Here is a 24649-nt window from a genome sequence, read left to right as displayed (position 1 = left end):
CATGGGCAGCAAAAGAAACCAGACCATTGCCATAGCGCGGTTTTTGGCCTATAAGAACGATTTGAACAAGCGGCTGGAGGCCATGACAGACGAGCAGTATATGAAAAAGCCCATCGGTCTTGAGGTGGGGCAGTATGTGGAGGATCTGTTGAAATACTGCCCCGAAAGTACGGTGGATACGGTGTTAAAGCATCAGGAAGATTTGATTTTGCGGCTGGGCGAGGATTATCTGAGCATTGTCGCCTTTATGCCGTATGCGGAGGGAGGCGGAATCCATGCCGGACAGCAGGCCCAACGCTAACCTATGGGGCAATATCATCACCTGTGGTGAAATCGCTTTTGGCATCTATGAGATTGTGGGCGATAAAAACAAGGGCATTATGATGTCAAAGACGGATGCCGAAAAAATACTGCCCGAAGCAGTTGCCGCCAGAGGTGAGCCGGAGGGCGAAAACCTGTGCTTTACCAATGAGCTTTCTACCTCCCTTGTGGGAGACGAGCTGGTCCGGCAGGGACTGGTCACCGACCCGGAGTTTATTGCAAGGCAGGAAGCCCTGAAGCAGCTTGATGACGCGGAATACGATACGGGTTTTGAAACCTTCAACGAGATCGAATTTGAACTGGAACTGTGAGGTGGAGCTATGAAAACAAGACCAAAACTGATGATCTGCTCCCTGATATTTTTGACCGGCGGTTTTGTCAATCTCTTTTTCTCAACAGCCATCCATGGGCTGCTGTCAAGGCAGATGACGGTATTGAAGCTGCTGCCCATCGGTGAATGCCTTGCCAGTCTTTTTTCAAGCAAACAGCATTTTCTTCTTTATCTTTGCTTGCAGGGCTTCATACTGATTCTGGCGGTGATGTACTTTCTCACTAACCTGCGGCCCTATCAGTCGGATTTGACGGAAATTACCCCGGATATCAAAACGCCCGTTGCGGTGGGGCAGTACCAGCACGGCTCGGCGCGATGGCTCAAAGACGGGGAAAAGGACAAAGCCTTTGCAAGCTTTGCCTTGAATCCCCACAACAAGGTTATCAAGACGCTTATCAAAGGCGGCTATGATAATATAGACTTCCTAAAAAACAAAAAGGAGAAGGAAAAGGAGGTTGAGGACGATATTTCATCCCAAGACAATCCCTAAACCAAAACCGGATACCGATGAAGACGCCGCCTTTGCTTTACGCGAGGGCGGCGTTGTGCTTGGCATGAAAAAGGAGGGCGATAACGAGCACATCTATTATGTGGGCGAGGACAGCCATCTGCTGTGTATCGGCGCCACCCGCAGCGGCAAGACCCGCAACTTGGTGGTGCAGTCCATCTGCACACTGGGATTGGCCGGGGAATCCATCGTGGTCAGTGACCCGAAAGCGGAGTTGTACGACTACACCGCGGAGTTTCTCAAAAAACTCGGCTACCGGGTGCTGGTGCTGGATTTCAAAACCCCGTCCAAAAGTATGCGCTACAACCTGTTGCAGCCTATTATCAATGCTGTCAACCGTGACGACACTGACAGAGCGGAAATGCTGGCCTGGGATCTGACCAACAACTTTGTCGGCAAGCCGGAGGGCGAAAAAATCTGGACAAACGGCGAATGTTCCATTATTGCCGCTGCTATCCTTTGCGTGGTGTGCGACAACAAACGCCGGCCCGATTACCAGAACCTCACCAATGTCTACTGGTTTATCGCTGAAATGGTAAAGATGATCGGGAACAAAATGCCCCTCTTAGAGTACGTCAAAAAACTGCCGCCCTCCCATCCCGCCAAGGCGCTGCTTTCCATTTCCGATGTGGCACCGTCAAGGACAAGGGGCAGCTTCTACACCTCCGCCTTGACAACCCTCAGATTGTTCACTTCAAGATCCATCTATTCCGTCACTCATGCCAGCGACTTTGAATTGCAGGACATCGGGCAGGAAAAGCAGGCATTGTTCATCATATTGCCGGACGAAAAGACCACCTTTTATCCAGTTGCCTCCCTCATCGTGTCGCAGCAGTATGAGCTTTTGGCGAATCTGGCAGATACAAGAGGTGGACGGCTCAAGCAGCGGGTCAACTTCATGCTGGACGAATTCGGAAATTTCACCACCATAAGTGATTTTACGAACAAACTCACAGTCGGCGGCGGGCGCGGGATGCGGTTCAACCTGTTTATCCAGTCCTTCTCCCAACTGAAAGAAAAGTACGATGAGAACATCTCGGATACCATCAAGGCCAACTGCCAGACCTGGGCTTATCTACAGGCTGATGACATGGACACTCTGCGGGAGATCAGCGAAAAGCTGGGGACCTACACCGTTTCCAGCTATCAGCTATCGGCCAATCACGCGAAGTATACCACTCCGTCAAGCTCCCAAAGCATCAGCCTGATTGAGCGCAAGCTTTTGAATGTGGACGAAGTGCGGCGGGTTTCCCGTCCCTACCAGATCGTCACGTCCCGGACCCATCCCGCTATCATGTTTTCCCCCGACCTGTCGGAGTGGTATTTCAACAAGATGCTGGGCCTGGGGGACAAGGAGCATAACCGGAAGCTGCGGGTGGAACGGGAGCAGAAACGCCCGGTCATCACCGACGTGGGCAAGGAAATCGCCCTGTGGAATATCTGGGTCTACTACCAGAAGGACATCATGCGCAAGCTCCAGCAAAAGGCCGTGGAGGGTAAAGGACAATCAGTGGCCAGTGAAGCGGATATGGATTGAGGAAAGGAGGACTTTATGAAACCGAAAAACGCAACCCAAAGAGCCGCAAGGCATTTAAAGAAAGTCCGGCTCTCCGCTGCCGTCTTAGCGGCAAAGGCAATGATGGCGGTGCCGGCTTACGCCGCTGACGGCGTTCAGGGCAGCAAGATTGTCACGGGGACGGAAAAGCTGATCGGCGATGTCACCACCTGGCTGATGGTGCTAGCTCCGGTGGTGGCAGGCCTGCTTATCATTTATTTCTTCATCCGCCGTAGCGCCGCCGACGAGATGGACACGAAAAAATGGAACAACCGTATTGTGGTAGCCATTGTTTCCTGCATAGGTGCCGTACTCGGCTCGGCCACCCTGAACCTGATTATCGGTTACTATAAGTAGTCCAGGCAGAAATCTGAAAAAGCAGTGTTTTGTACACTGCTTTTATCAAACATATTGAAGGAGGATTTTTCTATGCAAAACCTTATTTATAAGGTACAGGTAAAAACGGCGGTGGCTCTTGACAGGGCGAAGACCGCCCTTTCCAACCAGAGCGGCCAGGGAGCCCTTGACACGGCTATCCAAGTTTTAATTTCGATTGTATTGGGAGCCCTTATCCTTGGCGGCCTGTATCTCATTTTAAATGCTACGGTGCTCCCCACCATCACGGACCGCATCAAGGATATGTTTAACTATCATGGATGATTACCAGCAGTAGAATTATTGTATCTGATCGCAGGGGCACGTTGCTCCTGCTTATTTTATTTTACGGAGGATTTTGAAAATGAAGATTAAAGCTGAAATCAGGAGCATTTTTCAGGACAGCGGCAAGTTGAAAGCCGTATCCAACCTTGTGATCGAGGATTGCTTTGTCGTGAAAAACGTGCGGGTGATCGACGGCAAAAACGGCCTGTTTGTGTCCATGCCGAGCCGTCAAAATGCCGACGGAAAATATTCCGACATCTGCTTCCCCATCCGATCCGAGGTGCGGGAGCAAATCGAAAAAGAAGTGCTGGACGCCTACCAGGAGGCGCTTGCCAAAGGCAAACAGGACGGGGACAGGTCGGACAGCGACGCTTCGTAAAGCAAAATCCTGGAGGGAGTACCGCGCTGTGTGGTACTCCCCCGAAAGGGAGGTGAAACCAATTTGGAAGTGCTCCTGGTATTGCTTATCGTCGCGCTGTTAAACGGAGCCATTGCCTATATCAACGACCTTTTGACCGGGATTGTGCCCATGACCCTGTATGCGGAGCAGTACATGACCACCGTGTCCGGCTCCAATATCGCGGCTACGCTTTTTAACATCCTGTTCGGCTTCGGCGTGTCTCTCATCGTATTGAAGTTTCTTAAAAAAGGCTTTGAAACCTATATACTTTGGAGCGACGGAGACGCGGACGAAGAACCCCTTTCTTTGCTGACCAACTTTTTTAAGGCGCTGGCGGTGGCCGTCTGCTTTCCCACTCTGTATCAGTGGATGGCAGACATTGTGGAGGATATGACCAACCAACTGCTGACCGCCATCGGGGTGACAACGGATTATGGCTGGCAGGCATGGGTGAATGGTATTTCCTCGATGGGGCTTGTGACAGCCATCTTCGGGCTGATTTTTATCATCTGCTATTTCATGCTGTACTTCCAGTTTCTCATGCGGGGCCTTGAAATCTTTATCCTGCGGGTGGGCGTTCCCCTTGCCTGCGTGGGACTCCTGGACAACGACAAAGGCGTTTTCAAGGCGTATCTCAACAAGTTTTTCCAGTCCATGCTGGCCGTGGTGGTGCAGATTGTCCTCTCCAAGCTCGGTGTGGGGCTAATGCTCAACATGCACGTCTTTTGGGGCCTGGCCTGCATGATGCTTGCTATACGGACACCGCGCTTCTTGCAGGACTTCCTCATCACGACGGGCGGCGGTGGTGGTGGGGTTATCAACAATGTGTACCATTCCGTAAGGCTGATCGGCATGGCGCAAAAATTAGCGAAGTAAAGGCGGTGGATGGATATTGGTTACGATGGACGACATTTCCGAGGCGATTATCATCCTTGTTCGCCTGGGCGCCGTCGCAAGGTTTATTTACTGCATGATCAGGCTCTCAGGTGCAGAGGAAGAACAGACGCAGTATAAGAAGCGGGCGAAAAACACCGTCATTTTCTATGTGCTGGTAGAGTGTATTTGGCAGATTAAGGACCTGGTGCTGTATTACTATACCCCATGACGCATTATGCAACGTAACGGCATAATGATGATTATTGGAAAAGGAGGTTTTTATGGAGGATGAAAAGCTGTATATCCCCATGGGGGTAAAGGCTGAAGCCGAGCTTTTCCCCGGCTTCGGAAAAAAGCAGCTCCTGCAATCGGTGATTGGTTCGCTGGGTGCGGGAGTTGTTTCTGCTTTTGTATGGCTGCTTTCGCAAAGCGTCACCTTCACCGTCATCGGCGTGCTGGTCGGAATTGTCGGCTCGGTGATGATGACCACCAAGGACCAGACCAATCTATCGGTGGTGGATCAGGTGCAGAATATGACCCGGTTTGCGAAAAGCCAGAAGATTTATCCGTACCGGTACGGCGATGAATGGAGGTTGGGCTGATGTACGCAATGATACCCGTATATTACCCGTCTATCGAGGTACCCCCCTGTAGTGTTAACGATATTTTCAAAGAGCTGATGAAAATAGAAAAGCAAAAAAATATTGAGGAAGAAAACGAGCTGAATATGGAGCTTAATGAGGGTATCGGACAGGAAATGTGAGGCCGCCCATGCAGACGACCTTCATAGACTATTTCTCAGGTATCGGGGGCTTTCGCGCGGGACTTGAAGCCTGCGGCATGAAATGCATCGGACATTGTGAAATCAACAAATATGCGGATAAAAGCTATCGGGCTATATTTGATGTGAAGGAGGATGAATGGTTTGCAAGCGACATCACCAAAATCCAACCGGGAGATGTGCCCTGCGCCCATCTCTGGACTGCCGGCTTCCCTTGCCAGGATATCAGCATCGCTGGCAGCCAGCGGGGGCTTGCCGGAGAACGAAGCAGCCTCTTTTTTGAGATTGTTAGGCTCATCGAAGGCAAAGCTGCCGAAGATCGCCCCCAATGGGTTATCCTTGAAAATGTTAAAAACCTGTTTTCCGTTCATGGAGGATGGGACTTTGCGACCGTTCTCTTTGAAATGGCCTCACTCGGCTATGATTTGCAGTACGGACTTGTTAATTCACGGGATTTCGGAGTCCCCCAAAACAGAGAACGGGTCTACATTGTCGCTCATCGACATACTGGAGACGGATGTACCGGAAGGATATTTCCTCTCCCAAGCGGCAATGGAAAAGCTCTTATCCAAATCATAGGCGGGATGCAGGGACGGAGGGTTTACTGTCCCGAAGGCATCAGCGCCACCCTCACCGCACAGGGCGGCGGTGGTGGCACCAAAACGGGCCTTTACTGCATGTGTGTGGGCGTAAACCGCATTAACGGCATCAAAGAAAGGCTGGAGTTTGCCCATACCATCACTGCCGGAGACTACCGGGGACTGGACCGGAACCAGACGCAAAACGCTGTGCTGGAGGGCTGTGAAGCCTGCATGCAGCCGGAGGATAAAAACGGCTGCCCCTTCTCTTTTATCGACCTGAATAAAAACCCGAAGCTGACCAACATTGCCCGGTGCATCAAGGCCCATTATAACGCCGGAGTTACCAGCAGAGGCTCGGATAACTCCGGCGTTCTGCATTTGTGCGCAAGGGCGGTTTTAACGCCGGACCGTGCGGAAAATCGGCAGAACAGTCCCAGCAACAAGGCGTGCGGTCAGCCAAGCTTTACCCTTACGGCACAGGACAGGCACGGAGTTTTGCTCATGGACTGCAAGGCGGCCGACTGCTGCCCGAAATTAAAAATACGGGAGGATCAAACAGAGGGCTACGGCGACAGTATCAGCCTTGCCTTCCCCGGCAGCAAAACACGGCGCGGACGGGACGGCAAAGGATTGGCGCAAACCCTGGATACAAGTTGCAGTCAGGGGATTGTCCTAGTCTGCGGACGGATACGACGCCTGACGCCAAGGGAATGCTGGCGCTTGCAGGGCTTTTCGGACGGGATGTTTGACAGGGCCAAGGCGGTCAATTCAGACAGCCAGCTTTATAAGCAGGCTGGAAACTCCGTCACCGTAACGGTGGTATACACCATCGGCATGAGGATTTTGGAAGCACAAAATAAGATGGGAGGGTAAAAAAATGGTTTAGACGGCTAAATACATGCTGTACGGCAGGCTTCCTATGACGAGCACGGCAAAGCTCCTTTACTGCTATCTTACGGATACCGTAGGCCGCAAGTGGGGGCTTGCCAGGTCATCTAAAAAAACAGGGGCCGCCGTCGGCATTTCAAGAACCGCTGTCAGCCGCAATAAGCACCTTCAGCGGCAAAACGGGCTGATTGAAATCGTGCCCCAATTTACCGATGACGGCGGCAAGCTTGCGAACAAGTATATTTTAAAGTGACAGGGGGTGTATATACGGAGCCATGATGGACGGACTGATATGGAAAGGCGCGCTGTTTTCGGCTTTGCTCCTTACAGCGGCGGTTTGGGATATCCGCAGGCGTGAGATCCCTGATTGGATACCGCTGCTCATCTTTCTAACAGGTATTCCACAAATGAATCCGCTGGACGCTTTTTCCGGGCTTGTGGTAACAGGGCTGCCGTATCTGCTTGCGGCAGTTCTTTCCTATAAAGGAGAAGACTTTTCCATAGGCGGCGGCGACATCAAGCTGATGGCCGCCTGCGGCTTTGTTTTGGGTGTTTGGGGTGGTATCCTTCAAAGCATTGCAGCCCTGACCCTTTCCCTTGCCGTCGGTATCAGCATCTGCCTTTACCGGGGAACAAAAAAGCTGAATACCGTTACACTGCCCCTTGCACCGTTTTTCTGTGCAGGGGGTATCTTTGTTTACTGTGCGCTTCTCATTAGCGCCTCAATCTAAAAAACAGGAGGACTAGCGATTATGAAATTAAGCATTTTCAAAAACAGGACCGTGATCGGCCTGGGCTGCATCATCCTTTCCCTGATCATTTGTTTTGGTCTGACACCGCTTTGGGGCAGCGCAGTACGCGCCCAAACGGAAATCGTGCGGATTACGGATACCGTTAAAAAGGGCGAGGTGCTCACCGCCAACAAGCTGGAAACGGTACAGGTTGGCGCATACAACCTGCCGAGCAACCTGGTGAAAAACAAAAATGAGGCCATCGGCAAATATGCCTCCACTGACTTGCAAAAGGGGGATTACATCCTTTCCACCAAATTATCCGGGACGCCCCTTGCCGAATTTGAATACCTGACCGGACTTGACGGTGCAAAACAGGCTATGTCCATCACCATCAAATCCTTTGCGGCGGGACTGTCCGGCAAGCTGGAACCGGGCGACATCATATCTCTGATTTCCGCGAGTTCCGGCAATACGGGGATTATCGTGACGCCACCGGAGCTAAAATATGTCGAGGTGCTGGCGGTCACGTTGGGCACGGGGGTGGACAGGGAATACAAGGCGGTTGAGGAAAAGAGCGGCGACGAGGAAAAGAAACTCCCCGCCACCCTGACCCTGCTGGTAAATTCCGCCCAGACAAAGGTGCTGGCCGGACTTGAGCAAAACGGCAACCTCCATGTAACCCTTGTCTATCGCGGGGCAAAGGCCAATGCGGATAAATTTTTAACGGCGCAGGACCGGTACTTTGAAACGGGTAAAATCGCGGCTGCCGCCATCATTGAAAGCAGCCCGCAGCCGGAAAAAGCAGAAAACGCAGCCCAGGAGGATAACAGCAATGCCAAATAAGGGAAAGCAGATTCTGGCGGTCTGGGGCAGCCCGTCCAGCGGCAAAACTGTAACGGCTGTGAAAATCGCAAGGGAGCTATCCATGAACAGAAAAAATGTGGCGGTGGTTTTCTGTGACGGGGTGTGCCCCGCCCTGCCCACGGTGCTGAAAACCAAAAAGCCGGTGGAGGGCTCCATCGGCGAAGTGCTGGCCGCACCCAGCGTAACGCAGGAGCTTATCTTGAAAAACTGTGTATGCCCCGCCAAAAATCCATATATCAGCTTTCTCGGCTACAAGGCGGGAGAAAATGTCTTTACCTACGCGGACTATGCGAAGGAACGCGCGGTGGACCTGCTGGTGCTGCTGCGCCACATTGCCGACTGTGTGGTGGTAGACTGCGCAAGCAGCCTCACCGACAGCATCCTGTCCACGGCAGCCCTGGAGGTGGCCGACGCGGTACTGCGGTTGGGAAGCTGTGATTTAAAAGGCGTGTCCTACTTCATGTCCAGCCTGCCCCTCATTGCTGACCGCCGGTTCAAACCGGAGAAGCACATCAGGGTGCTGTCCAATGTAAAGTGCCGGCAGGATTCGGGCGGGTACGAAAACGCCTACGGTGGCGTTTCCTACAAACTGCCCCATGTGGATGCCATCGAGGAACAGTTTTATTCTCTTTCCCTGCTGGACGGTCTTCCCGGCAAAGAGGCAAAAGAGTATGAGCTCGTTATCCGGGAAATTGCAGAGGGGGTGTTTGGAAATGGCTAAGAACATCGGTCTTTTCTTCAACACGGCAAAGCACCAAAAGCTGTTTTCCGAGATTCTACAGGAGGTGCAGGAATACATCTCCAGCAAGTATGCCACTGTGATTGCGGGCAATCCGGCGGAGCAAAAACAGCAGATCATCGCCTACATCTCCAAGTATCTGACCGATTACTGCCTGGGTGTGGAGGGCTTGACGCCGGATGAGCTTATGGAAAGGCTCTACAGTGAAATGGCAGAGTTTTCGTTTTTGACTCCCTACCTTTTTGCCACAAATATTGAGGAAATTAACATCAATTCCTGGAAGGACGTAAAAATCACCTATGCCGACGGCAGGGTGGTTCCCTCCGATGAAAAATTCAACAGTCCTGAACATGCCGTTGATGTGGTGCGGCGCCTGCTGCATAAATCCGGCATGATTCTGGACCATTCGCAGCCTGCCGTCGTGGGGCATTTGAGCAACAAAATCCGCATCACCGTCCTGGGTAACCCGCTGACCGACCAAGGCAAGGGGGTTGCGGCTTCCATCCGGATTGTCAACCCGCAGAAACTGGCGCGGGAGGACTTTATCCGCAATGGGACCTCGACCGTCGAAATGCTGGACTTTTTAAGCGTCTGCCTGCGGTACGGACTTTCCATGTGCGTCACTGGCTCCACGGGCAGCGGAAAAACCACGCTGATGAGCTGGCTTTTGTCCACCATTCCCAATGATAAGCGTGTGTTTACGATTGAAAACGGCTGCCGTGAATTCGACCTTGTTAAAGAGGACGAAAACGGCCATGTGGTCAATAACGTGGTGCATACCGTCACCCGGTATTCCGAGGACAAAAGGCAGAATATCGACCAGGAAAAACTGCTGGAGTATGCCCTGACCTGCAACCCTGACGTGGTGTGCGTGGGCGAAATGAAATCAGCCGAAGCGTTTGCCGCGCAGGAGGCGGCCCGGACCGGTCACGCCGTCATTACCACTACCCACGCCAATAGCTGCAATGCCACCTACTACCGCATGGTGACGCTTTGCACGCAAAAATACGACCTGGGCGATCGGACACTGTATAACCTTGTCACCGAGGCGTTCCCCATTGTCCTGTTTGTAAAAAAGCTGGAGGACAGCTCAAGGAAGTGCATGGAAATAACCGAATGTGAGATTTTGCCGGACGGAGAAAGAAAGATTCATACGCTTTTCCGTTTTCATGTTGAGGAAAATGCGGTGGTGGGCGGCAAGGTAAGCGTCCGCGGGGAATTCCAGAGGGTGAACACCCTGTCCGAGAGCTTGCAGAAAAGGCTGCTGGAAAACGGGATGCCGGTGAGCCTTCTGAACAAAATCACGAAAGGAGACGATGCTGCATGACCTTTCTCATTATGGTGGCGTTCATCGGCCTGATCGCCGGTAGTTTCCTGCTTCTAAGGCTTTCCCCCTTTGAGTTTGCCGAAAGCATCATCAAGCCGCTGCAAAGCCGGAAAAAACCCATCGGAAAGCAGATTGAGGAAGCAAAATTCCCCAGGCAGGCACGGGGCATTCGTAAGACCATCCAGGAAACCAAAGAAGTGCTGGCGCTCACAGGCAAAAGCACAAAATTTGGAGCGTTGTGCGTCCTTTCCTTTTTCCTGCTTGTGGTTGGCGTACTGGTTTCCCTGCTGATGGAAAATTTCTTTATGGTGCCCGTGGCGGCGGCGGGGATGGCGCTGCTGCCTTTCTGGTACATCCTGTTCACGTCTCACTCCTATAAAAAGCAGATGAACGCCGAGCTTGAAACGGCGCTGTCGATTATTACGACCTCCTATATCCGAAATGAGAGCGTCATCACGGCGGTGGAGGAAAACCTCAGCTATTTGAACCCGCCGGTCGCGGATGTTTTCCAGGGCTTTCTCGCCGACACCAAATTGATCAGCGTCAATGTGAAGCAGGCCCTTCAAGCCATGAAGTCCCGGCTGAACAACGATGTGTTCCATGAGTGGCTGGACGCCATGACCGCCTGCCAGGAGGATAAAACCTTGAAAACCACATTGACCCCTATAATTTCCAAGCTGTCAGACGTGCGGGTGGTATCGGGGGAGCTGGATTATATGATGTATGAGCCCTTAAAGGAGTTTATCACGATGGTGCTGCTGCTGGTCGGCAACATACCGCTGATTTATTTCTTGAACAAGGACTGGTATTCCGTGCTGGTGGACACGTCCTTCGGCAAGGCGATCCTGGCGGTCTGCGGCGCGGTGATCTTCGTGTCCCTGGCCGCGGTGATCCGATTGACAAAGCCGGTTGAGTATAAGCGATAATAGAATTCTGAAATGAGGTGAAACCCTTGTACGCCATTCTATTTTTCTTCGTCCTGTTCTTCGCGACAGGGGCGTATCTTGTCCTTGCCGACGTATTGAAGCTGCCGACCCTTGCAACTACAAAGGCGGTCTTGACGGTGGCAAGGCAGGATAAAAAACAGACCATGAACCTTGAAACAGTTGTCTTTGAGCTTTCATCCAGGTTTTCCGGGCTTATCAGACTGGATGGCTACAAGCGCCGCAAGCTGGAGGCCGCTTTGAAATCCGCGGGGATGAAGCTGACTCCCGAAACCTATATCGCCAGGGCCTGGTTAAAGGCGGGGCTGATAGCGCTTTTGATTTTCCCCCTGCTGCCTATCTTCCCGCTTTTGTGCCCTGTCATTTTGTTTTTGGCGGTGGCGGTCTTTTTCAGAGAACAGCAGGTGGCCGACGAAATTGTGAGGCAGAAACGTGAAAGGATAGAATATGAGCTGCCGAGGTTCGTTTCTACTGTATCCCAGGAGCTAAAGGTTTCCCGCGATGTGCTGTCCATTTTGAATTCCTATCAAAAGAATTCGGGGGAGAGCTTTCGTCAGGAGCTTGAAATCACCATCGCCGACATGAAATCAGGCAATGAGGAAACGGCGCTGACAAGATTGGAGGCAAGAATCGGGAGCACCATGCTGTCCGATGTGGTTCGGGGGCTTATTTCCGTCAAGCGCGGCGACAACGGCGCAGTCTACTTTGAAATGTTGAGCCACGATTTTAAGCTGCTGGAATTGCAGCGGCTGAAGCTCATCGCCATGAAGCAGCCGGGCAAGGTGCGGAAGTATTCCTTCTTTTTGCTGGGCTGCTTTCTCCTGATGTATCTCGGCGTTCTCGGATATGAAATTATGAACGCCTTTGGAAAGCTGTTCTAGGAGGTGGAGTCATGCTAAAAGTGCTTAAATCCAGAAGCGGAAAAGGATATATTGATGCGGTCGTGGTGGTCCTTGCGGTAATGATGGTACTTGCTCTGGTGGTCAGGGTTGCGCCGGTGTTTGTCGCCAAACAGCAACTTGACACCTTTGCGGCGGAGCTTTGCCGCACGGCTGAAATCGCCGGGCGCGTGGGGAGCGAAACCACGGCAAGAGCCAACCGGCTGAAAGATGAGACCGGCTTGGACCCGGCCATCAGTTGGTCGAAAACCGGCGACATCCAGCTTAATGAAGAATTTTCAGTAACCCTTTCCAATACGGTCAATATCGGCCTGTTCGGTGATTTTTCCTCCTTTCCCATTACCCTGATCGCAAAGGCGACAGGTGTATCGGAGGTGTATTACAAATAATGGTAGGAATCAAGAAAATCCTCCGGCACACCTCCGGCAATTCTGCCCCTTTGACTCTGGCGATTGTCCTTGTCGTGATTATCCTGTCCTGCACGGTCTTTGAATATATGCGGCTGATGGTCATAGCGAGCGGTGTGCGGGACGCGGTTCAATCCGCAATGATTGACGTTGCCACCGAGAATTGGGACGACGCCTACAACGGACTGCGCGAGGGCTACAGCGGAGGCTATACCTTAAGCGGGACGAATTGGGTGGTCAAGCTGGACAGCGGGGATGTATACTCCCGCCTGGAGAGCACCTTGGGCGTAAAAACGGAAAGCGGAAAATATGTAAAATACACAGGCCCCGATGTGGAATACACCCTGTCCGACCTTTCCGTCAGTATGCAGAACGCGCCCCTTGCCCCGACCAGTACCAGCGGCATTCCGCAGCTATCCGCGACGGGGACGGTGGATGTGGAAGTGCCCCTATCCTTTGGGTGGGGACATCTTCCACCCTTAAAAATTACCATGAAGCTGAAAGGAGGATTTACACCAAAATTCTAAAAACATTATGCATTTTATCCCGGAGGAATTAAAAAATTATAGGACTAATGGCCGCTGGACGCGGCCCAAATTGTAATGGTATAATATGTATGAAAATATACTTCGTTTTTTATTGATAAACCCTATAAAGGAGGTTGATCTTATGAGCAAACTAAGTGCCAAAACCCAAAAGAGGCTGCTGATTTCAGGACTTGCCGCCATATGTGTCGTTCTGGCCGTTGCCGTTTTCTCCCTTGTCGGAGGTAGCGGTGAAAAGGATAAATCAAATGTCGCAAATAACATAAGCAATAACGTAACAGTAGATGATATAAAAACCGACGACAAGGCCGGGGTATCCGTCCCTAATATTACGGCCCCCACCAACGGGACGGAAAGCCAAACATCAAGCAATGTAGCCCTTGATATAAGCAAGCAGCAGAACGTTGAAGTACCGATTGCCGAAACCCCACAAAAACCGGCTGAACCGGAAAAACCTGTGGTCAAGGATGCAGGTGCCCTGAAAAATCCCGATATGCCGCCTGTATATGATAAAGAGCAGACCACTGTGGAGAAAAAAAGCAGTGAGCCCAAAAGCGGGGACAAAAAGGACGGCCAGGTATATATCCCCGGCTTTGGATGGGTGAAGGATGAAGGCGGCGGCAGTCAGGGCGAAATAATTGGCTCTAATGGTGACATCAATAAACAGGTAGGCCAAATGAATTGATAAGAAATGAATAAAGTGCAAGGAGTATGGTGTAAAAAACCGTACTCCTTTTTATTTTGACTGGAGGTGCTCATTTGAAAAGAATTATGTCCTTCATGCTTTGCCTTGTGCTGCTGTGCAGCCTTTTGCCAACTGCTGCTCTTGCCGATACGGGTGGCAGTGGGAACCTGGATGGCGGTGGCGGCGGCCTTGGAGGAGGAAGCGGTGAAAACTATTGGAACGGCGGTAATGACGGGGTTCGTGTAACGGTTGTCAATGCGAACACAGGCTCACCAGTGACAACGTCTATTGACATTACCAATATAACGCCGACAGTACAATATCATTTCGGGAAAGTCAGCAAAATCCAATACCTAAGTGGAACATCACTATCTGTCATTACCGGGACATACAACTATAAAAATCCCGATATAACTATGCCAAGAATTGTCAGCGCAGACGGTAGCGTAAATATTGACGCAATTAAAGCATATTTCTGTTCTGAATATGCAGTACAAACTATTGCAGAAACAACAGGAATTTCCTATGACACACTCATTAGCGGAGAATACAAACTCTTCTTAGAGCCTATTGCCTATTTTACTTTTCAAGGGCAGAAAGTAGCCATGACTGCAACGGAAGCCGCCATGTACGACAATTTGATAAGCGGTGGTCTGGGCTCCAAGATGGGCTCTCTGACCCATAAAAACCTGCCTTTATCGATGTTCCTGGAAACCTCGGATTTGGGTTTTACCGTCTACTCCGGGGTGACGGGCCAAAGCCAGTCTAACGATACCATTATCGCCTGTCTCGGAATGGGTATCGTACGGTTTGCCGGACAACCGCCAACCCCGCCTCCTGTGACAAGCTATGATTATCAATACAGGGTTGATACGGACGTAATCACTCCGGTCACGCTCTACGCTTCCGGGGAAATTAATCCCGACAGTCCTGCAAAAGTGACTTTTACGATCAAGGGCAGTACGTACACCGTCAGCAATATCGTCATACCCGCAGGCGAAAGCCAGCTTGTGTGGTGCAAATGGCACACACCCTCCAGCCCTGAGGAAATCACCATTACGGTAAGCAGTTCAAAAGGCACATTAAGCCAAACGTCAATTCATGCAAAGATTATCCGTCTGGACGAAAATGAACCGCCGAATCCGACGGCAACGGACAGAAATGACGGTTTTTCGACAGTCGGTATTCCATCAAGGACAGTAAAAGCCTCGGCCTCCTGGGGAGTTTGGTGGGCGCAGTGGCATCCCTATTGGGTCTGGATATCTCATTGGGTGTGGGTTGGCGGTGAGGATGGAAGCTGGGAAGATCATGGCCGGTGGGAGGACCACGGCTGGTATGATTTTTTCAGAGACAACTATTCTACATCCCTTTCCGGCAGCATGAGCCTTTTGCCGGATGATAAAGTACCCACCGCCAGCGGCAGCACCATGAAATCGGGCTATGGGCTAAAAACCACCGTCAATGCACAGTTTACAACCAACGCGCCGCCCTCCCATGTGACGGGTGCGCAGACGGCGACAGCCTATTTTCCCGAATTCCATTACAAGGATTACTGGCGCTTGCTGGACCGGACGGCCAACGGATACTCCGCGCAGTTTCAGTTTAAGACAAACAGGTATTCCACCTACAACCGCAGGGTGCATTTTCTTCCGATTTGGTATCCCAACGGACAATACACAGTGGATACCTACATTCAGGACGCCTGGACCCCTGCCGGTATGCTGTCAATCAGCATAAGGGATGATGTAAGCATTTCCGGCTCACTCTATGACGATTGGCACCTTGCGCCCCTTAACCCATAAGTACGGAAGGAGGTTTATATTTTTATGGAAAACGAAACGGATCTGAAAAAACTTCGTGTTTTGATTGTAGAGCCTGAAAAGCCGCCTTATGTTGCTGAAATTGAAAACAATCTCCGGTCCTTGCAGGAGATGGTGGGCGGAAATATACAGTATGTCGGACTTGACAGGGACACCTTCTTCTACTGCAATGAGGAAGGCAAGCTGTTGGGGCTTCCAGGAAATCGCAAGCTGGATAACGGTGATATTGTGGCGGGGACTTTTATCATCTGCCGTGAAGATGGAACAGGTGAAGAAGCTTCTCTTACGGATGAACAAATCGAAAAATACATGAGACGATTTTGGGAGCCGGAATTATATACAGTCCAAGAGGTCGAGGACACGAGCTATGTCAGCGTTAAATCTTACAATAGCAGTGACGACTTCTTTAAGGCTCTTTTTAATGACGAAGATGAGGACGAAGACGAAATGGAGCTATAATAAGCAGGGCTTTCGGGGCTGTACCTAAACGGGTGCAGCTCTTCTTTTATCTGGAGGTGGTTATGATTTTTTGCCAAAGATCCTGAGATAAAATGGGTCAGAGCTGAAGCATAAAAGGCAAGTTCTATCAGTATTCCGGCACTTGTCTTTTTTATTTTACCCCCTTACGGTGAATCAAAAGGGGGGGCTAGAATGTTGATAAAAAAAGGAAGCTATAAAAAGCTTCCGGTAATCTAATCAATTATCATTCAGGATATCCCACTTGTCATTATCCCTTACATAATCTTCAATATCTGAAACAGTATCCCAATCCCTTGTGAATACACTATCCTCGTAAATATTGCTTATAGTTTTATCATCCAAATGGTCTAAATCAAGATTTACTTTAGGGTCAAACATATACATTTCTCCCTCCATAATCCTACAATTTAATTATCATTTACTAAAGTGATAGTCATAAGCTTCGGTATAGTTAATTCCCAGAGCATTGCATGCGTCTTCAATATCACAATCATTTTCACGCATGAAATCACTTACTTCTCTGTCCTAATAAGAATATCGAATGTCAGCCTGTTTGTTTTGGGAGGAATATTCAGGAAACATGTAGAATGTTACTTGAGATTGGCTTGGACTCGGTAGGAGGTGATATACTCTTGGATTATTTTGGTGAAGACGAGACCTATGTTTTGGCTGAATGCAAATTTTGTGAAAAAGTCGTAAAAGTACCAAAAGATATCTGTGTGCAAACTACAGAGGGCTTGAAGACTAAGAACACTCGTAAATGTGTCTGCGGTCAGGAATTTAATCTAATTAATGGCGTTGCAAAGAGCCTTTCTCCTGGTATACCTGTTATAAACATCATTGCACATGGGAACTCATTTGATATTGAACTTCATCCCGGAGACGTACTTATCAAGAAGAAAGGATTAGTTAAAAAAGAAATATTAGTAGGAATACCCGACCTGTTTATAAGTGAGTATAACAAACCCGGACTGCTGCAACCAGGAAAAATGAGGATTATCTGTTTGATTGATAATAAAAAGAAGGAATTTTTCACTTATTTTAGCAAACAAAATCTATCTCAATTTGAACAAATTTATTTCGAATTAAACAGATATGTGAGAGAAACTCAGGGTACTTGCAGCGTATGTAAACACAACTGGTATTTTAATATGGCCGATATACTAAGAGAAAAAGGAAAACGAATGAAAGATACGGGAAAAGATCTATTGGCATTAGGATTTCTACCGTTGGCACTTATACCAAATGAACAAATTCGCGATCTGGAACGTTGCCCTAAGTGTGGTTCCAGGGCTGTCACATTAAGGGACGTAATCAACAGAAAATAACCATAACCGTGCAACATATTTACATGAAGGAAATTTACGTTGATTTTTGAGAAGAATGGATAAAATAGGCTTTCGGATTTTGGCTGTAATAGGGGGATAATATATGGCAAAACGCAAATGCCCTGCTTGCGGGTCAACAGAAACTGTTAAGTTATTATACGGTATGCCGAATCAAGAGGCTTATCGGGATGAGCAGCGTAGGGAAATTATGCTTGGCGGGTGCTGTATCTCTCCTAACAGTCCAAACCGAGCTTGTAAGAATTGCGGACAACGGTTTGGTGGTAATAACTCTGAACTAAAAAATATGTGTTCCTTTGACTTTTATGTTGGCGGTTATTTCGGTACATCGTACCATGTTTACATAGACGGCAGACGTGAGAAGAAGTGGCTTAGATACGGACAAACATCCAATGGATATAATCTATTGGACTTGAAAAATGAAATCCCTTCCGAGTATTATGCTATGGAAGATGTCGTTCTAACTGAAAAAGAGTTGTCAAATGAACAATGGTATAACTTGATTGATGAGATTGTCGCTTGTGAAGTTGAATACTGGAATAATAACTATTTTAATAGTACGATTTTAGACGGGACGCAGTGGCATATTGAAATTGGGCTTCCCGAAGGGCATGAAATTTATAAATCTGGAAGCAATGAATATCCACCCGCATGGAAGAAGTTTATAAAGGTTCTCAAGAAATATGTTGATGAACGTATTGGATGATAACCTAGAGTCTCAATTAATAACATGGAAGGCAATAAGTTGGCTCGGTAAGGGGAGACTAAATTTATTGGAAAAACACAATAAGTTCATTATCATAAGTAAAAATGGTCATAAGATTTTGAGAATTAAGTTAAAGGAAACTCATAAACGATACAATTCACATATGGGTGAGGTAGATATATTATTTGATGCAGCTAAAAACACATATTTTGATATCGCATGTTTACAAACAAAACAAGGCCGAATTTACTGTGATAGACATATTAACGCTGTATCATGGCACGGTTTCTATGACGAAAGTGAAGAGCGAATAAAACTACCGGTCATTAATTTCAAGGATAATAAGAATAAAGTTTGGTGCCCTCGTCATGCGGGGGTAGTTCAGAAGAAAAATGTTTTTCTATTTCCAATTTGTAGTTGTTATATCCCAGCTAATATGGAGCTATCATATATCCCAACAATTTCAAATAGAGAAGACAATTTTGTCGTAGAGGTAAATAAAGAATGTAACGTGAGAATTGACTTCTTTGTTTTGCCAAGAGGGGTTAATTATGACGATTTCGTTTCAAGAGTTAGCTTATCGGTATTCTATTTTATTGCAGATATAACGATTTTCGACAAAAGCCTAAATGGAGAACTCTTAGAATTACCAGTATCAAAAAAGGAAGATGTAAAGTTTCTCTCTGCAAAAATTGCTGATTGGCATACTTTAATTCGTGTTGTATATGCAGAAAAAACACGGGAACCAGAACTATGTGGTAAATACAGTTTATTGTTTCATGACCCCAATAGTTCTATTGATATGTTATTGAACAGATCAATTGGTTACCCCGACAAGAATGGAAAAGTTATATTGGAGTCTATGAAATCTAGACATAACCTTGAGGTCAAAAGACTCGGATTATAAGAAATAGGATTTTTTGTAATAATTCAAGCACATGGGTTAGAATGGCTTTTTCTTATCAAGTTAGTTGTACAGAGAATTAAGAATGGGAGTGGTTTAGTGGAATTAGATTCGGACAATCGGCCCTACATCTTACGTACACCTCATACAAAAAAATTGCTACGTTTAACTACTATGCTATAATAAAAACAATTAGGGTTTCTTGGCAAGAAAATGATATATAATTTCGCAAATGGGGGTTTTTATTTGATTCGGCAAAAATATAAATTTCTTGAATTCTTTGCCGGAGTAGGCTTAGCCAAATTGGGATTAGGCCATAATTGGGAATGTATTTGGGCTAATGACATCAGCTCCAAAAAAGCAGAAATCTATCGAATGAACCACGAAGCAAGTCATTTTGTACTTGGAGATGTTGCTGACGTATCAAACATTCCGATAAATGCTGATATGGCTTGGGCTTCTTTCCCTTGTCAAGACCTATCTCTAGCCGGTTGGCGAAGTGGAATGCTAGCACGTCGAAGTGGAGCATTTTGGCCTTTCTGGAACCATATGTTTTGTCTTTTACAGTTGGGTAATAGACCACCACTAATAGTTATTGAGAATGTGGTTGGGTTGATTCACAGCGGTGATTTTGAAGGTCTATGTGAATCTTTGCTTTCATTAGGAATGCAGTTTGGAACATTGGTAATTGACGCATCACACTTTGTGCCTCAATCTCGCCAAAGAGTATTTCTTGTTGCTGTAGATCTAACTGTTCCTGTTGACAACTTTACAATTAACGGAGCTGCAAACTCAATTTGGTTCCCGGAAGCTTTATTAAAGGCAAAATCAAAGCTTCCAGCCCATCTTCAAGCTGTATGGAGATGGTGGAATGTACCAGTTCCAGAGAACAATTATATACCAAATATCACCGAAATTATCGAACGTGAACCAACCGGGGTATCATGGAATTCGGATGAAGAAACGCAACGATTGCTCTCGATGATGACGGATCGAAATCGTAATAAAGTTGAAGCTGCACGTTTAGCTGGTGGTGTTCAAGTCGGCTTTCTTTATAAACGTATTAGGCAAGGGGTACAGCGAGCTGAGGTTCGTTTTGACGGTATCGCGGGATGTCTACGGACACCCAGAGGAGGTTCAAGTAGACAAACTGTTGTCGTTGTTGAGAATGGGGTAATTCGTACACGTTTACTTTCACCTCGGGAGGCAGCAAGGCTAATGGGGGTCGAAGACACGTTTTGGTTACCAGATGCTTACAACCATGCCTATGAAGCTATGGGTGATGGTCTCGTTGTACCAGTCGTATCTTGGTTGTCACGACAATTACTTGAACCATTACAGTCAGCATGTAATGCATTAGGAAGTCTTGCTCGCGGAGGTAGTCAAATGATCGAGAGACAGGATGTTATTGCTTCGTATCGTTCTACGCAACGACTTGTAGAAAGGTGGAGAACAGGTTGAATACGACAAATTCTCATATGGAAGTGGCTTTAGAAGCACTCAGGTCTTGGTATGAGAGTCAAAAACCTAGCCCAGACCAGGAACCAAAACGTTATGTAGTTTGTGCTGGACTTGCTATTACTGAGCTAATAAAGGACACCTTTCCTCTGTCGTTAGGAGATTACATAACAGAGAAGAATCAAGTTCGTAAAACCGGGGGGCCAACTATAAAGGCTCTATTGCTGAGATTTGGTGAAACACGCGAATATGCTCGGGAAGGTGGTAGGACAACAAGAGGAACCAGAACCTCTGCAGAAGAATTGGTCAGGCGATTGAATTCACTTGAAGTTCTCTCTAGGCTTTCCAATTCTGAACGACAGGATGTTATGGAAAGTCTTCAACGATGGTTGGTTCAACGAGTAAGAGAATATTTTGAGCGGAGAAAAATTGAAGTTGAAATTTCTTTAGACCGATCTGGACAACAAATTGTTGCAGACATTCTAGATGCAGCAAATGAAAAAGGAGTTGCTGGAGCCGTTGCACAGCATATTATAGGAGCAAAACTTGCCTTGCGTTATCCCCATATGGAAATTGAAAACCATTCATATACAACTGCTGATATTCAGTTAGGTAGACCAGGAGATTTTGTTGTTGGGGATACGGTGTTTCATGTGACTGTGGCTCCTATGCCTGCAGTTGTCGAGAAATGTGACCAAAACTTGCGAAACAATTATAGAGCTATTTTGTTAGTAACTGATTCTAAAACTCAAGCAGCTAAACAAATGGCAGAAATGAGAGGGATATTGAATCGTATTGGTCTATATGCGATAGAAGCGTTTGTCGGACAAAACATAGAAGAAATGAACGAATTTGGTAGGATTTCATTATCCCATGGCTGGCGTAACCTCTTAGAAATGTACAATGAGCGCGTATTAGCAGTAGAAACGGATCGTTCCCTATTGATAGAAATTCCGGCAAATCTTCAATAGTGTTAAGTGCCATTTAAACAAAGCATGTATACAGAATGAAGAAAGATGCCCTCCCACGTTGTTGCGTAGGAGGGCGTTGTCATTAAACCGTACTATTTTGCTGGTTGATCAGTAGTAGCTGGTTCTTCTAAAGGTACAACAGCGTTAAATTTTACCATAGCAGTGACGACTTCTTTAAGGCTCTTTTTAATGACGAAGATGAGGAGGAAGACGAAATGGAGCTATAATTAGCAGGGCTTTCGGGGCTGTACCTAAACGGGTGCCGCTCTTTTTTTATCTGGAGGCGGTTACGCCTGGGGTACAACTGCCTATTCAAATCTGTAGATTGCGAAGGCATTCAGGAAATCGAAGAAAGCGAGGTGGAAATGGCTTGATTTTCCCAATCATTATGATTATGGTGTGCGCTGCCCTGGGGGGCGGCGCTTTTCTTTTCATCAGGCTGTCGGACAAAAGGAAAAAACAGGTTGCGGCAGCGGACGGCCAGCAAAAGACAGCCAATGAGTTTGTCAACGTCAAGGACATCAAAGGCAAATATCTCTACACAAGAGACCAGCTTGTCCTCTGTTATCTGAAAATAAACCCCATCACCATCGACCTGTTCAGCAAGGGCGAAAAACAGCAGTTGATCAAGCAGCTCACAGCGAATATGTCCGGCATACAGCACCCCTTTAAATTTCTTGCCGTATCCCGTCCGGTGGACATTACGCCCCTGATCTCCGAGCTGTCGGCGGCGCTTGCCACCTCCGACCCCAAGCAAAAAGAACTTCTCAAACAGGAAATCCTGGAGATGACCACCTTTGCCCTGTCCGGCGAGGTGGTGGAGCGACAATTTTACATCGTTCTCTGGGAAAAAGCCGACGAGGGCGCAGAAAAGGAGTTGCTGGTGAAGGCCAAGGATTTTGCGGGAAACCTCGACGACTGCGGGATTGGCAGCGAAATCCTGGAACAGCAGAATATTGTACGGCTCTGCAACCTCATCAACAACCCCGCCTACATGCACTTGGAGGACACGGACTTTACGCCTTCCATTCCCATTTTAGGCGGAGGTGTGGTATTTTGATAGGAATCTCAAGAAAAAAGACCGAGTTTGTACCGGTTAATGAGGCCCTGTTAAACGTCATTTCTCCGATGGGGCTTGAAATCAAGAGAAATAGCCTGGTGATCGGTGAAAACACAGGAAAGATTTACGGCGTTGTTCGCTATCCGCAAAAGGTGGATACGGGTTGGCTGAGTAAAATCACCAACATACCGGGTACCCTTGTTTCCATCAGCATCCAGCCGGTGGACAACAGTGCTTTGATTTCAGCCATATCCAAGAGCATTATTCAAAACCGGGCTGCCGCCGACGGCGCCAAGGACCCCTTGACCCGACAGAGAAGCGAAAAAGCCGCAGAGGACGGGGAGCGGATTATGCTCCAGATCGACCAAAACGGCGAAACTGTGGCGTTGATGAGCCTTGTCATCATGCCAGTGGCCCATGACGAAAAAAGCTTTGTCAAGGGGTGCCGAAGGGTGGAGAGTGTCGTCAACGTGATGAAATGCAAGGTCAGAACCCTTGCCAACCTGCAAAAAGAGGGCTTGCAGAGCATTTCCCCCACCTATCCCTCCAATCCGGTTGTGGAGAGCATTGTACAGAGGATTATCCCCATGAGCACCTTTGTGGGCGGCTTTCCGTTTGCGTCCAGCGGCTTTAATGACGGCACCGGGTACTATTTTGCGAAGGACAACAACGGCGGATTGATCATAGTAGACACCTGGAAGCGCGGCAATGACCGCACCAATTCCAATATGGTCATCATGGGTGTTGCCGGTGTGGGTAAGTCCACCGCCGTCAAGCATATTGCCCTGGCCGAATACATGAAAGGCACCAAGCTGATTTTCATCGACCCCGAATCGGAATACCGGGACCTGTGCCTGAATTTGAATGGCGACTGGATTAACGCAGGAGGCGGTGCCAACGGCAAAATCAATCCTCTGCAAATCCGGCCAGCGCCGAGGGACAGTGAGGATGAGCCGGACGAAAAGGGCGGTAAGCTGTATCGGGACGAGGGCAACGGCATGTCGGACATGGCGCTCCACGTTAAGAATCTGGAGATCTTCTTCAATCTCTACCTGCCCAGCCTCACGGACATGCAGAAGGCCATCCTGAAACAGAGCGTCATCGAGCTTTACAACCGCTTCGGCATCTATTGGAACACGGATATCACCACCCTGTCCAACACACAGTTTCCCACCTTCAGTAATCTGCACAAGCTGATTTCCGAAAAAGCGGAGAAGGACAGCAACAATCCCGACTATCGTGACCTGGCCTTGTTGCTCTATGATGTAGCCAACGGCAGCGACAGCTTTTTGTGGAACGGCCACACTGCCGTTGAAACCCATTCCCGCTGCATTTGTTTGGACACCCATTCCCTGCAAAACACAAGCGAAAACATCAAAAGGACGCAATACTTCAACCTGTTGACCTGGTGCTGGGAGCAGATGTCCAAAGACAGAAGCGAGCGGGTACTGCTCATTTGCGATGAAGCCTACCTGATGATCGACCCCCAGGTGCCGCAGAGCCTTGTGTTTTTGCGCAATGTGGAAAAACGGGCCAGAAAATATGAAGCAGGACTAATCATCATCTCCCACAGCGTCGTGGATTTTCTTTCCCCTGAAATCAAGATGTATGGGCAGGCCCTGCTGGACATCCCCTGTATCAAAATCATTATGGGTACGGACGGAAAGAATTTGCAGGAAACAAAGGAACTTTACAATCTTACCGAAGCGGAGGAAGAATTGCTGGAAAGCAAGAAACGAGGCCACGCCTTATTTGTGATCGGTTCCAAGCGTCTGCACGTCAATTTTGAGATACCTGAATACAAGTTTGACTATATGGGTAAGGCTGGAGGAAGATAAAAAAGAAGCAGGCTGTATATC

The 24649-nt window shown here is 48.3% G+C and carries 32 protein-coding genes; 31 read left to right on the top strand and 1 reads right to left on the bottom strand.

Going from position 1 to position 24649, the window contains the following annotated elements; genetic code table 11:
- The first annotated feature begins 1 nt into the window (after window position 1).
- From ACYQ3Q_RS01540 to ACYQ3Q_RS01425, 24 genes are all read left to right on the top strand, one after another.
- Window positions 2-301 carry a hypothetical protein gene (locus tag ACYQ3Q_RS01540; RefSeq protein ID WP_459926914.1) on the top strand — a complete coding sequence of 100 codons (300 nt, stop codon included), beginning with the start codon at window positions 2-4 and terminating at the stop codon, window positions 299-301.
- Window positions 276-632, top strand: coding sequence for a hypothetical protein (locus ACYQ3Q_RS01535; RefSeq protein WP_459926913.1), 357 nt, complete (start codon window positions 276-278; stop codon window positions 630-632). Before ACYQ3Q_RS01540 ends, ACYQ3Q_RS01535 begins: the two co-directional genes overlap by 26 nt.
- A 9-nt stretch (window positions 633-641) precedes the next feature.
- The gene (locus ACYQ3Q_RS01530; protein ID WP_459926912.1) at window positions 642-1142 is read left to right on the top strand and encodes a TRAG family protein; all 501 of its coding nucleotides are present in this window, start codon (window positions 642-644) and stop codon (window positions 1140-1142) included.
- A complete protein-coding gene (locus ACYQ3Q_RS01525; RefSeq protein WP_459926911.1) occupies window positions 1108-2697 on the top strand; it encodes a VirD4-like conjugal transfer protein, CD1115 family in 1590 nt (529 codons plus the stop codon). Before ACYQ3Q_RS01530 ends, ACYQ3Q_RS01525 begins: the two co-directional genes overlap by 35 nt.
- Window positions 2698-2712: 15 nt before the next feature.
- The gene (locus tag ACYQ3Q_RS01520; protein ID WP_459926910.1) at window positions 2713-3072 is read left to right on the top strand and encodes an Mbov_0395 family pilin-like conjugal transfer protein; all 360 of its coding nucleotides are present in this window, start codon (window positions 2713-2715) and stop codon (window positions 3070-3072) included.
- Between the two features lie 72 nt (window positions 3073-3144).
- The gene (locus ACYQ3Q_RS01515; protein WP_459926909.1) at window positions 3145-3375 is read left to right on the top strand and encodes a DUF6133 family protein; all 231 of its coding nucleotides are present in this window, start codon (window positions 3145-3147) and stop codon (window positions 3373-3375) included.
- Between the two features lie 79 nt (window positions 3376-3454).
- Entirely contained in the window at window positions 3455-3754 is a 300-nt protein-coding gene (locus ACYQ3Q_RS01510; RefSeq protein ID WP_459926908.1) for a septation protein SpoVG family protein, read from the top strand.
- Between the two features lie 69 nt (window positions 3755-3823).
- Window positions 3824-4651 (top strand): conjugal transfer protein TrbL family protein, encoded by an 828-nt coding sequence (locus tag ACYQ3Q_RS01505; protein WP_459927182.1) that lies wholly within the window; start codon window positions 3824-3826, stop codon window positions 4649-4651.
- 13 nt (window positions 4652-4664) lie between these two features.
- A complete protein-coding gene (locus ACYQ3Q_RS01500; RefSeq protein ID WP_459927181.1) occupies window positions 4665-4880 on the top strand; it encodes a mercury transporter in 216 nt (71 codons plus the stop codon).
- 52 nt (window positions 4881-4932) lie between these two features.
- Window positions 4933-5253 carry a hypothetical protein gene (locus ACYQ3Q_RS01495; protein ID WP_034106312.1) on the top strand — a complete coding sequence of 107 codons (321 nt, stop codon included), beginning with the start codon at window positions 4933-4935 and terminating at the stop codon, window positions 5251-5253.
- Window positions 5253-5414, top strand: coding sequence for a hypothetical protein (locus ACYQ3Q_RS01490; protein WP_459926907.1), 162 nt, complete (start codon window positions 5253-5255; stop codon window positions 5412-5414). Before ACYQ3Q_RS01495 ends, ACYQ3Q_RS01490 begins: the two co-directional genes overlap by 1 nt.
- 8 nt (window positions 5415-5422) lie before the next feature.
- Complete coding sequence (locus ACYQ3Q_RS01485; RefSeq protein ID WP_459926906.1) at window positions 5423-6886, top strand: DNA cytosine methyltransferase; 1464 nt, start codon at window positions 5423-5425, stop codon at window positions 6884-6886.
- Window positions 6887-6932: 46 nt separating this feature from the next.
- Window positions 6933-7154, top strand: coding sequence for a hypothetical protein (locus ACYQ3Q_RS01480; protein ID WP_459926905.1), 222 nt, complete (start codon window positions 6933-6935; stop codon window positions 7152-7154).
- Window positions 7155-7176: 22 nt separating this feature from the next.
- Entirely contained in the window at window positions 7177-7632 is a 456-nt protein-coding gene (locus ACYQ3Q_RS01475; protein ID WP_459926904.1) for a prepilin peptidase, read from the top strand.
- Between the two features lie 21 nt (window positions 7633-7653).
- Window positions 7654-8478, top strand: a complete 825-nt coding sequence (cpaB, locus tag ACYQ3Q_RS01470; protein ID WP_459926903.1) for a Flp pilus assembly protein CpaB — start codon at window positions 7654-7656, stop codon at window positions 8476-8478.
- Window positions 8468-9220 (top strand): CpaE/TadZ family protein, encoded by a 753-nt coding sequence (locus tag ACYQ3Q_RS01465; protein WP_459926902.1) that lies wholly within the window; start codon window positions 8468-8470, stop codon window positions 9218-9220. Before cpaB ends, ACYQ3Q_RS01465 begins: the two co-directional genes overlap by 11 nt.
- Complete coding sequence (locus ACYQ3Q_RS01460; RefSeq protein ID WP_459926901.1) at window positions 9213-10565, top strand: ATPase, T2SS/T4P/T4SS family; 1353 nt, start codon at window positions 9213-9215, stop codon at window positions 10563-10565. The genes ACYQ3Q_RS01465 and ACYQ3Q_RS01460 overlap by 8 nt, the downstream gene beginning before the upstream one ends.
- Window positions 10562-11491 carry a type II secretion system F family protein gene (locus ACYQ3Q_RS01455; protein ID WP_459926900.1) on the top strand — a complete coding sequence of 310 codons (930 nt, stop codon included), beginning with the start codon at window positions 10562-10564 and terminating at the stop codon, window positions 11489-11491. Before ACYQ3Q_RS01460 ends, ACYQ3Q_RS01455 begins: the two co-directional genes overlap by 4 nt.
- A gap of 26 nt (window positions 11492-11517) precedes the next feature.
- Window positions 11518-12390, top strand: coding sequence for a secretion protein F (locus tag ACYQ3Q_RS01450; RefSeq protein ID WP_459926899.1), 873 nt, complete (start codon window positions 11518-11520; stop codon window positions 12388-12390).
- A gap of 11 nt (window positions 12391-12401) precedes the next feature.
- The gene (locus ACYQ3Q_RS01445) at window positions 12402-12797 is read left to right on the top strand and encodes a DUF4320 family protein (protein ID WP_459926898.1); all 396 of its coding nucleotides are present in this window, start codon (window positions 12402-12404) and stop codon (window positions 12795-12797) included.
- Window positions 12797-13342: a hypothetical protein gene (locus tag ACYQ3Q_RS01440; RefSeq protein ID WP_459926897.1), complete on the top strand. Its 546-nt coding sequence runs from the start codon at window positions 12797-12799 to the stop codon at window positions 13340-13342. The genes ACYQ3Q_RS01445 and ACYQ3Q_RS01440 overlap by 1 nt, the downstream gene beginning before the upstream one ends.
- 142 nt (window positions 13343-13484) lie before the next feature.
- Window positions 13485-14045, top strand: coding sequence for a DUF6550 family protein (locus ACYQ3Q_RS01435; protein WP_459926896.1), 561 nt, complete (start codon window positions 13485-13487; stop codon window positions 14043-14045).
- A 74-nt stretch (window positions 14046-14119) separates the two neighbouring features.
- On the top strand, window positions 14120-15847 hold the full coding sequence (locus ACYQ3Q_RS01430; RefSeq protein WP_459926895.1) for a DUF8193 domain-containing protein: 1728 nt from the start codon (window positions 14120-14122) through the stop codon (window positions 15845-15847).
- A gap of 24 nt (window positions 15848-15871) precedes the next feature.
- A complete protein-coding gene (locus ACYQ3Q_RS01425) occupies window positions 15872-16324 on the top strand; it encodes a DUF3846 domain-containing protein (protein ID WP_459926894.1) in 453 nt (150 codons plus the stop codon).
- A 237-nt stretch (window positions 16325-16561) separates the two neighbouring features.
- On the opposite strand, the gene ACYQ3Q_RS01420 is transcribed toward ACYQ3Q_RS01425, so the two are convergent.
- Entirely contained in the window at window positions 16562-16723 is a 162-nt protein-coding gene (locus ACYQ3Q_RS01420) for a hypothetical protein (RefSeq protein ID WP_459926893.1), read from the bottom strand.
- Window positions 16724-16977: 254 nt separating this feature from the next.
- Here ACYQ3Q_RS01420 and ACYQ3Q_RS01415 point away from each other — a divergent pair, with 254 nt between their 5' ends.
- The 7 genes from ACYQ3Q_RS01415 (at window position 16978) to ACYQ3Q_RS01385 (ending at window position 24628) form a co-directional block, all read left to right on the top strand.
- Complete coding sequence (locus ACYQ3Q_RS01415; RefSeq protein ID WP_459926892.1) at window positions 16978-17673, top strand: hypothetical protein; 696 nt, start codon at window positions 16978-16980, stop codon at window positions 17671-17673.
- Window positions 17674-17776: 103 nt separating this feature from the next.
- Window positions 17777-18397, top strand: coding sequence for a hypothetical protein (locus ACYQ3Q_RS01410; protein ID WP_459926891.1), 621 nt, complete (start codon window positions 17777-17779; stop codon window positions 18395-18397).
- Window positions 18398-18464: 67 nt separating this feature from the next.
- Complete coding sequence (locus ACYQ3Q_RS01405) at window positions 18465-19304, top strand: hypothetical protein (protein ID WP_459926890.1); 840 nt, start codon at window positions 18465-18467, stop codon at window positions 19302-19304.
- A 243-nt stretch (window positions 19305-19547) separates the two neighbouring features.
- Window positions 19548-20762 (top strand): DNA cytosine methyltransferase, encoded by a 1215-nt coding sequence (locus ACYQ3Q_RS01400; RefSeq protein ID WP_459926889.1) that lies wholly within the window; start codon window positions 19548-19550, stop codon window positions 20760-20762.
- Window positions 20759-21730, top strand: a complete 972-nt coding sequence (locus tag ACYQ3Q_RS01395; RefSeq protein WP_459926888.1) for a DUF4928 family protein — start codon at window positions 20759-20761, stop codon at window positions 21728-21730. The genes ACYQ3Q_RS01400 and ACYQ3Q_RS01395 overlap by 4 nt, the downstream gene beginning before the upstream one ends.
- A 370-nt stretch (window positions 21731-22100) precedes the next feature.
- Window positions 22101-22790: a TraC-like domain-containing protein gene (locus ACYQ3Q_RS01390; protein ID WP_459926887.1), complete on the top strand. Its 690-nt coding sequence runs from the start codon at window positions 22101-22103 to the stop codon at window positions 22788-22790.
- A complete protein-coding gene (locus tag ACYQ3Q_RS01385; protein WP_459926886.1) occupies window positions 22787-24628 on the top strand; it encodes a VirB4 family type IV secretion system protein in 1842 nt (613 codons plus the stop codon). Before ACYQ3Q_RS01390 ends, ACYQ3Q_RS01385 begins: the two co-directional genes overlap by 4 nt.
- Window positions 24629-24649: the final 21 nt, after the last annotated feature.

This window comes from Desulfosporosinus burensis (genome assembly GCF_054657535.1).
Note: the sequence above shows the minus strand (reverse complement) of the source record. Positions and strands in the feature narration are given on the sequence as shown.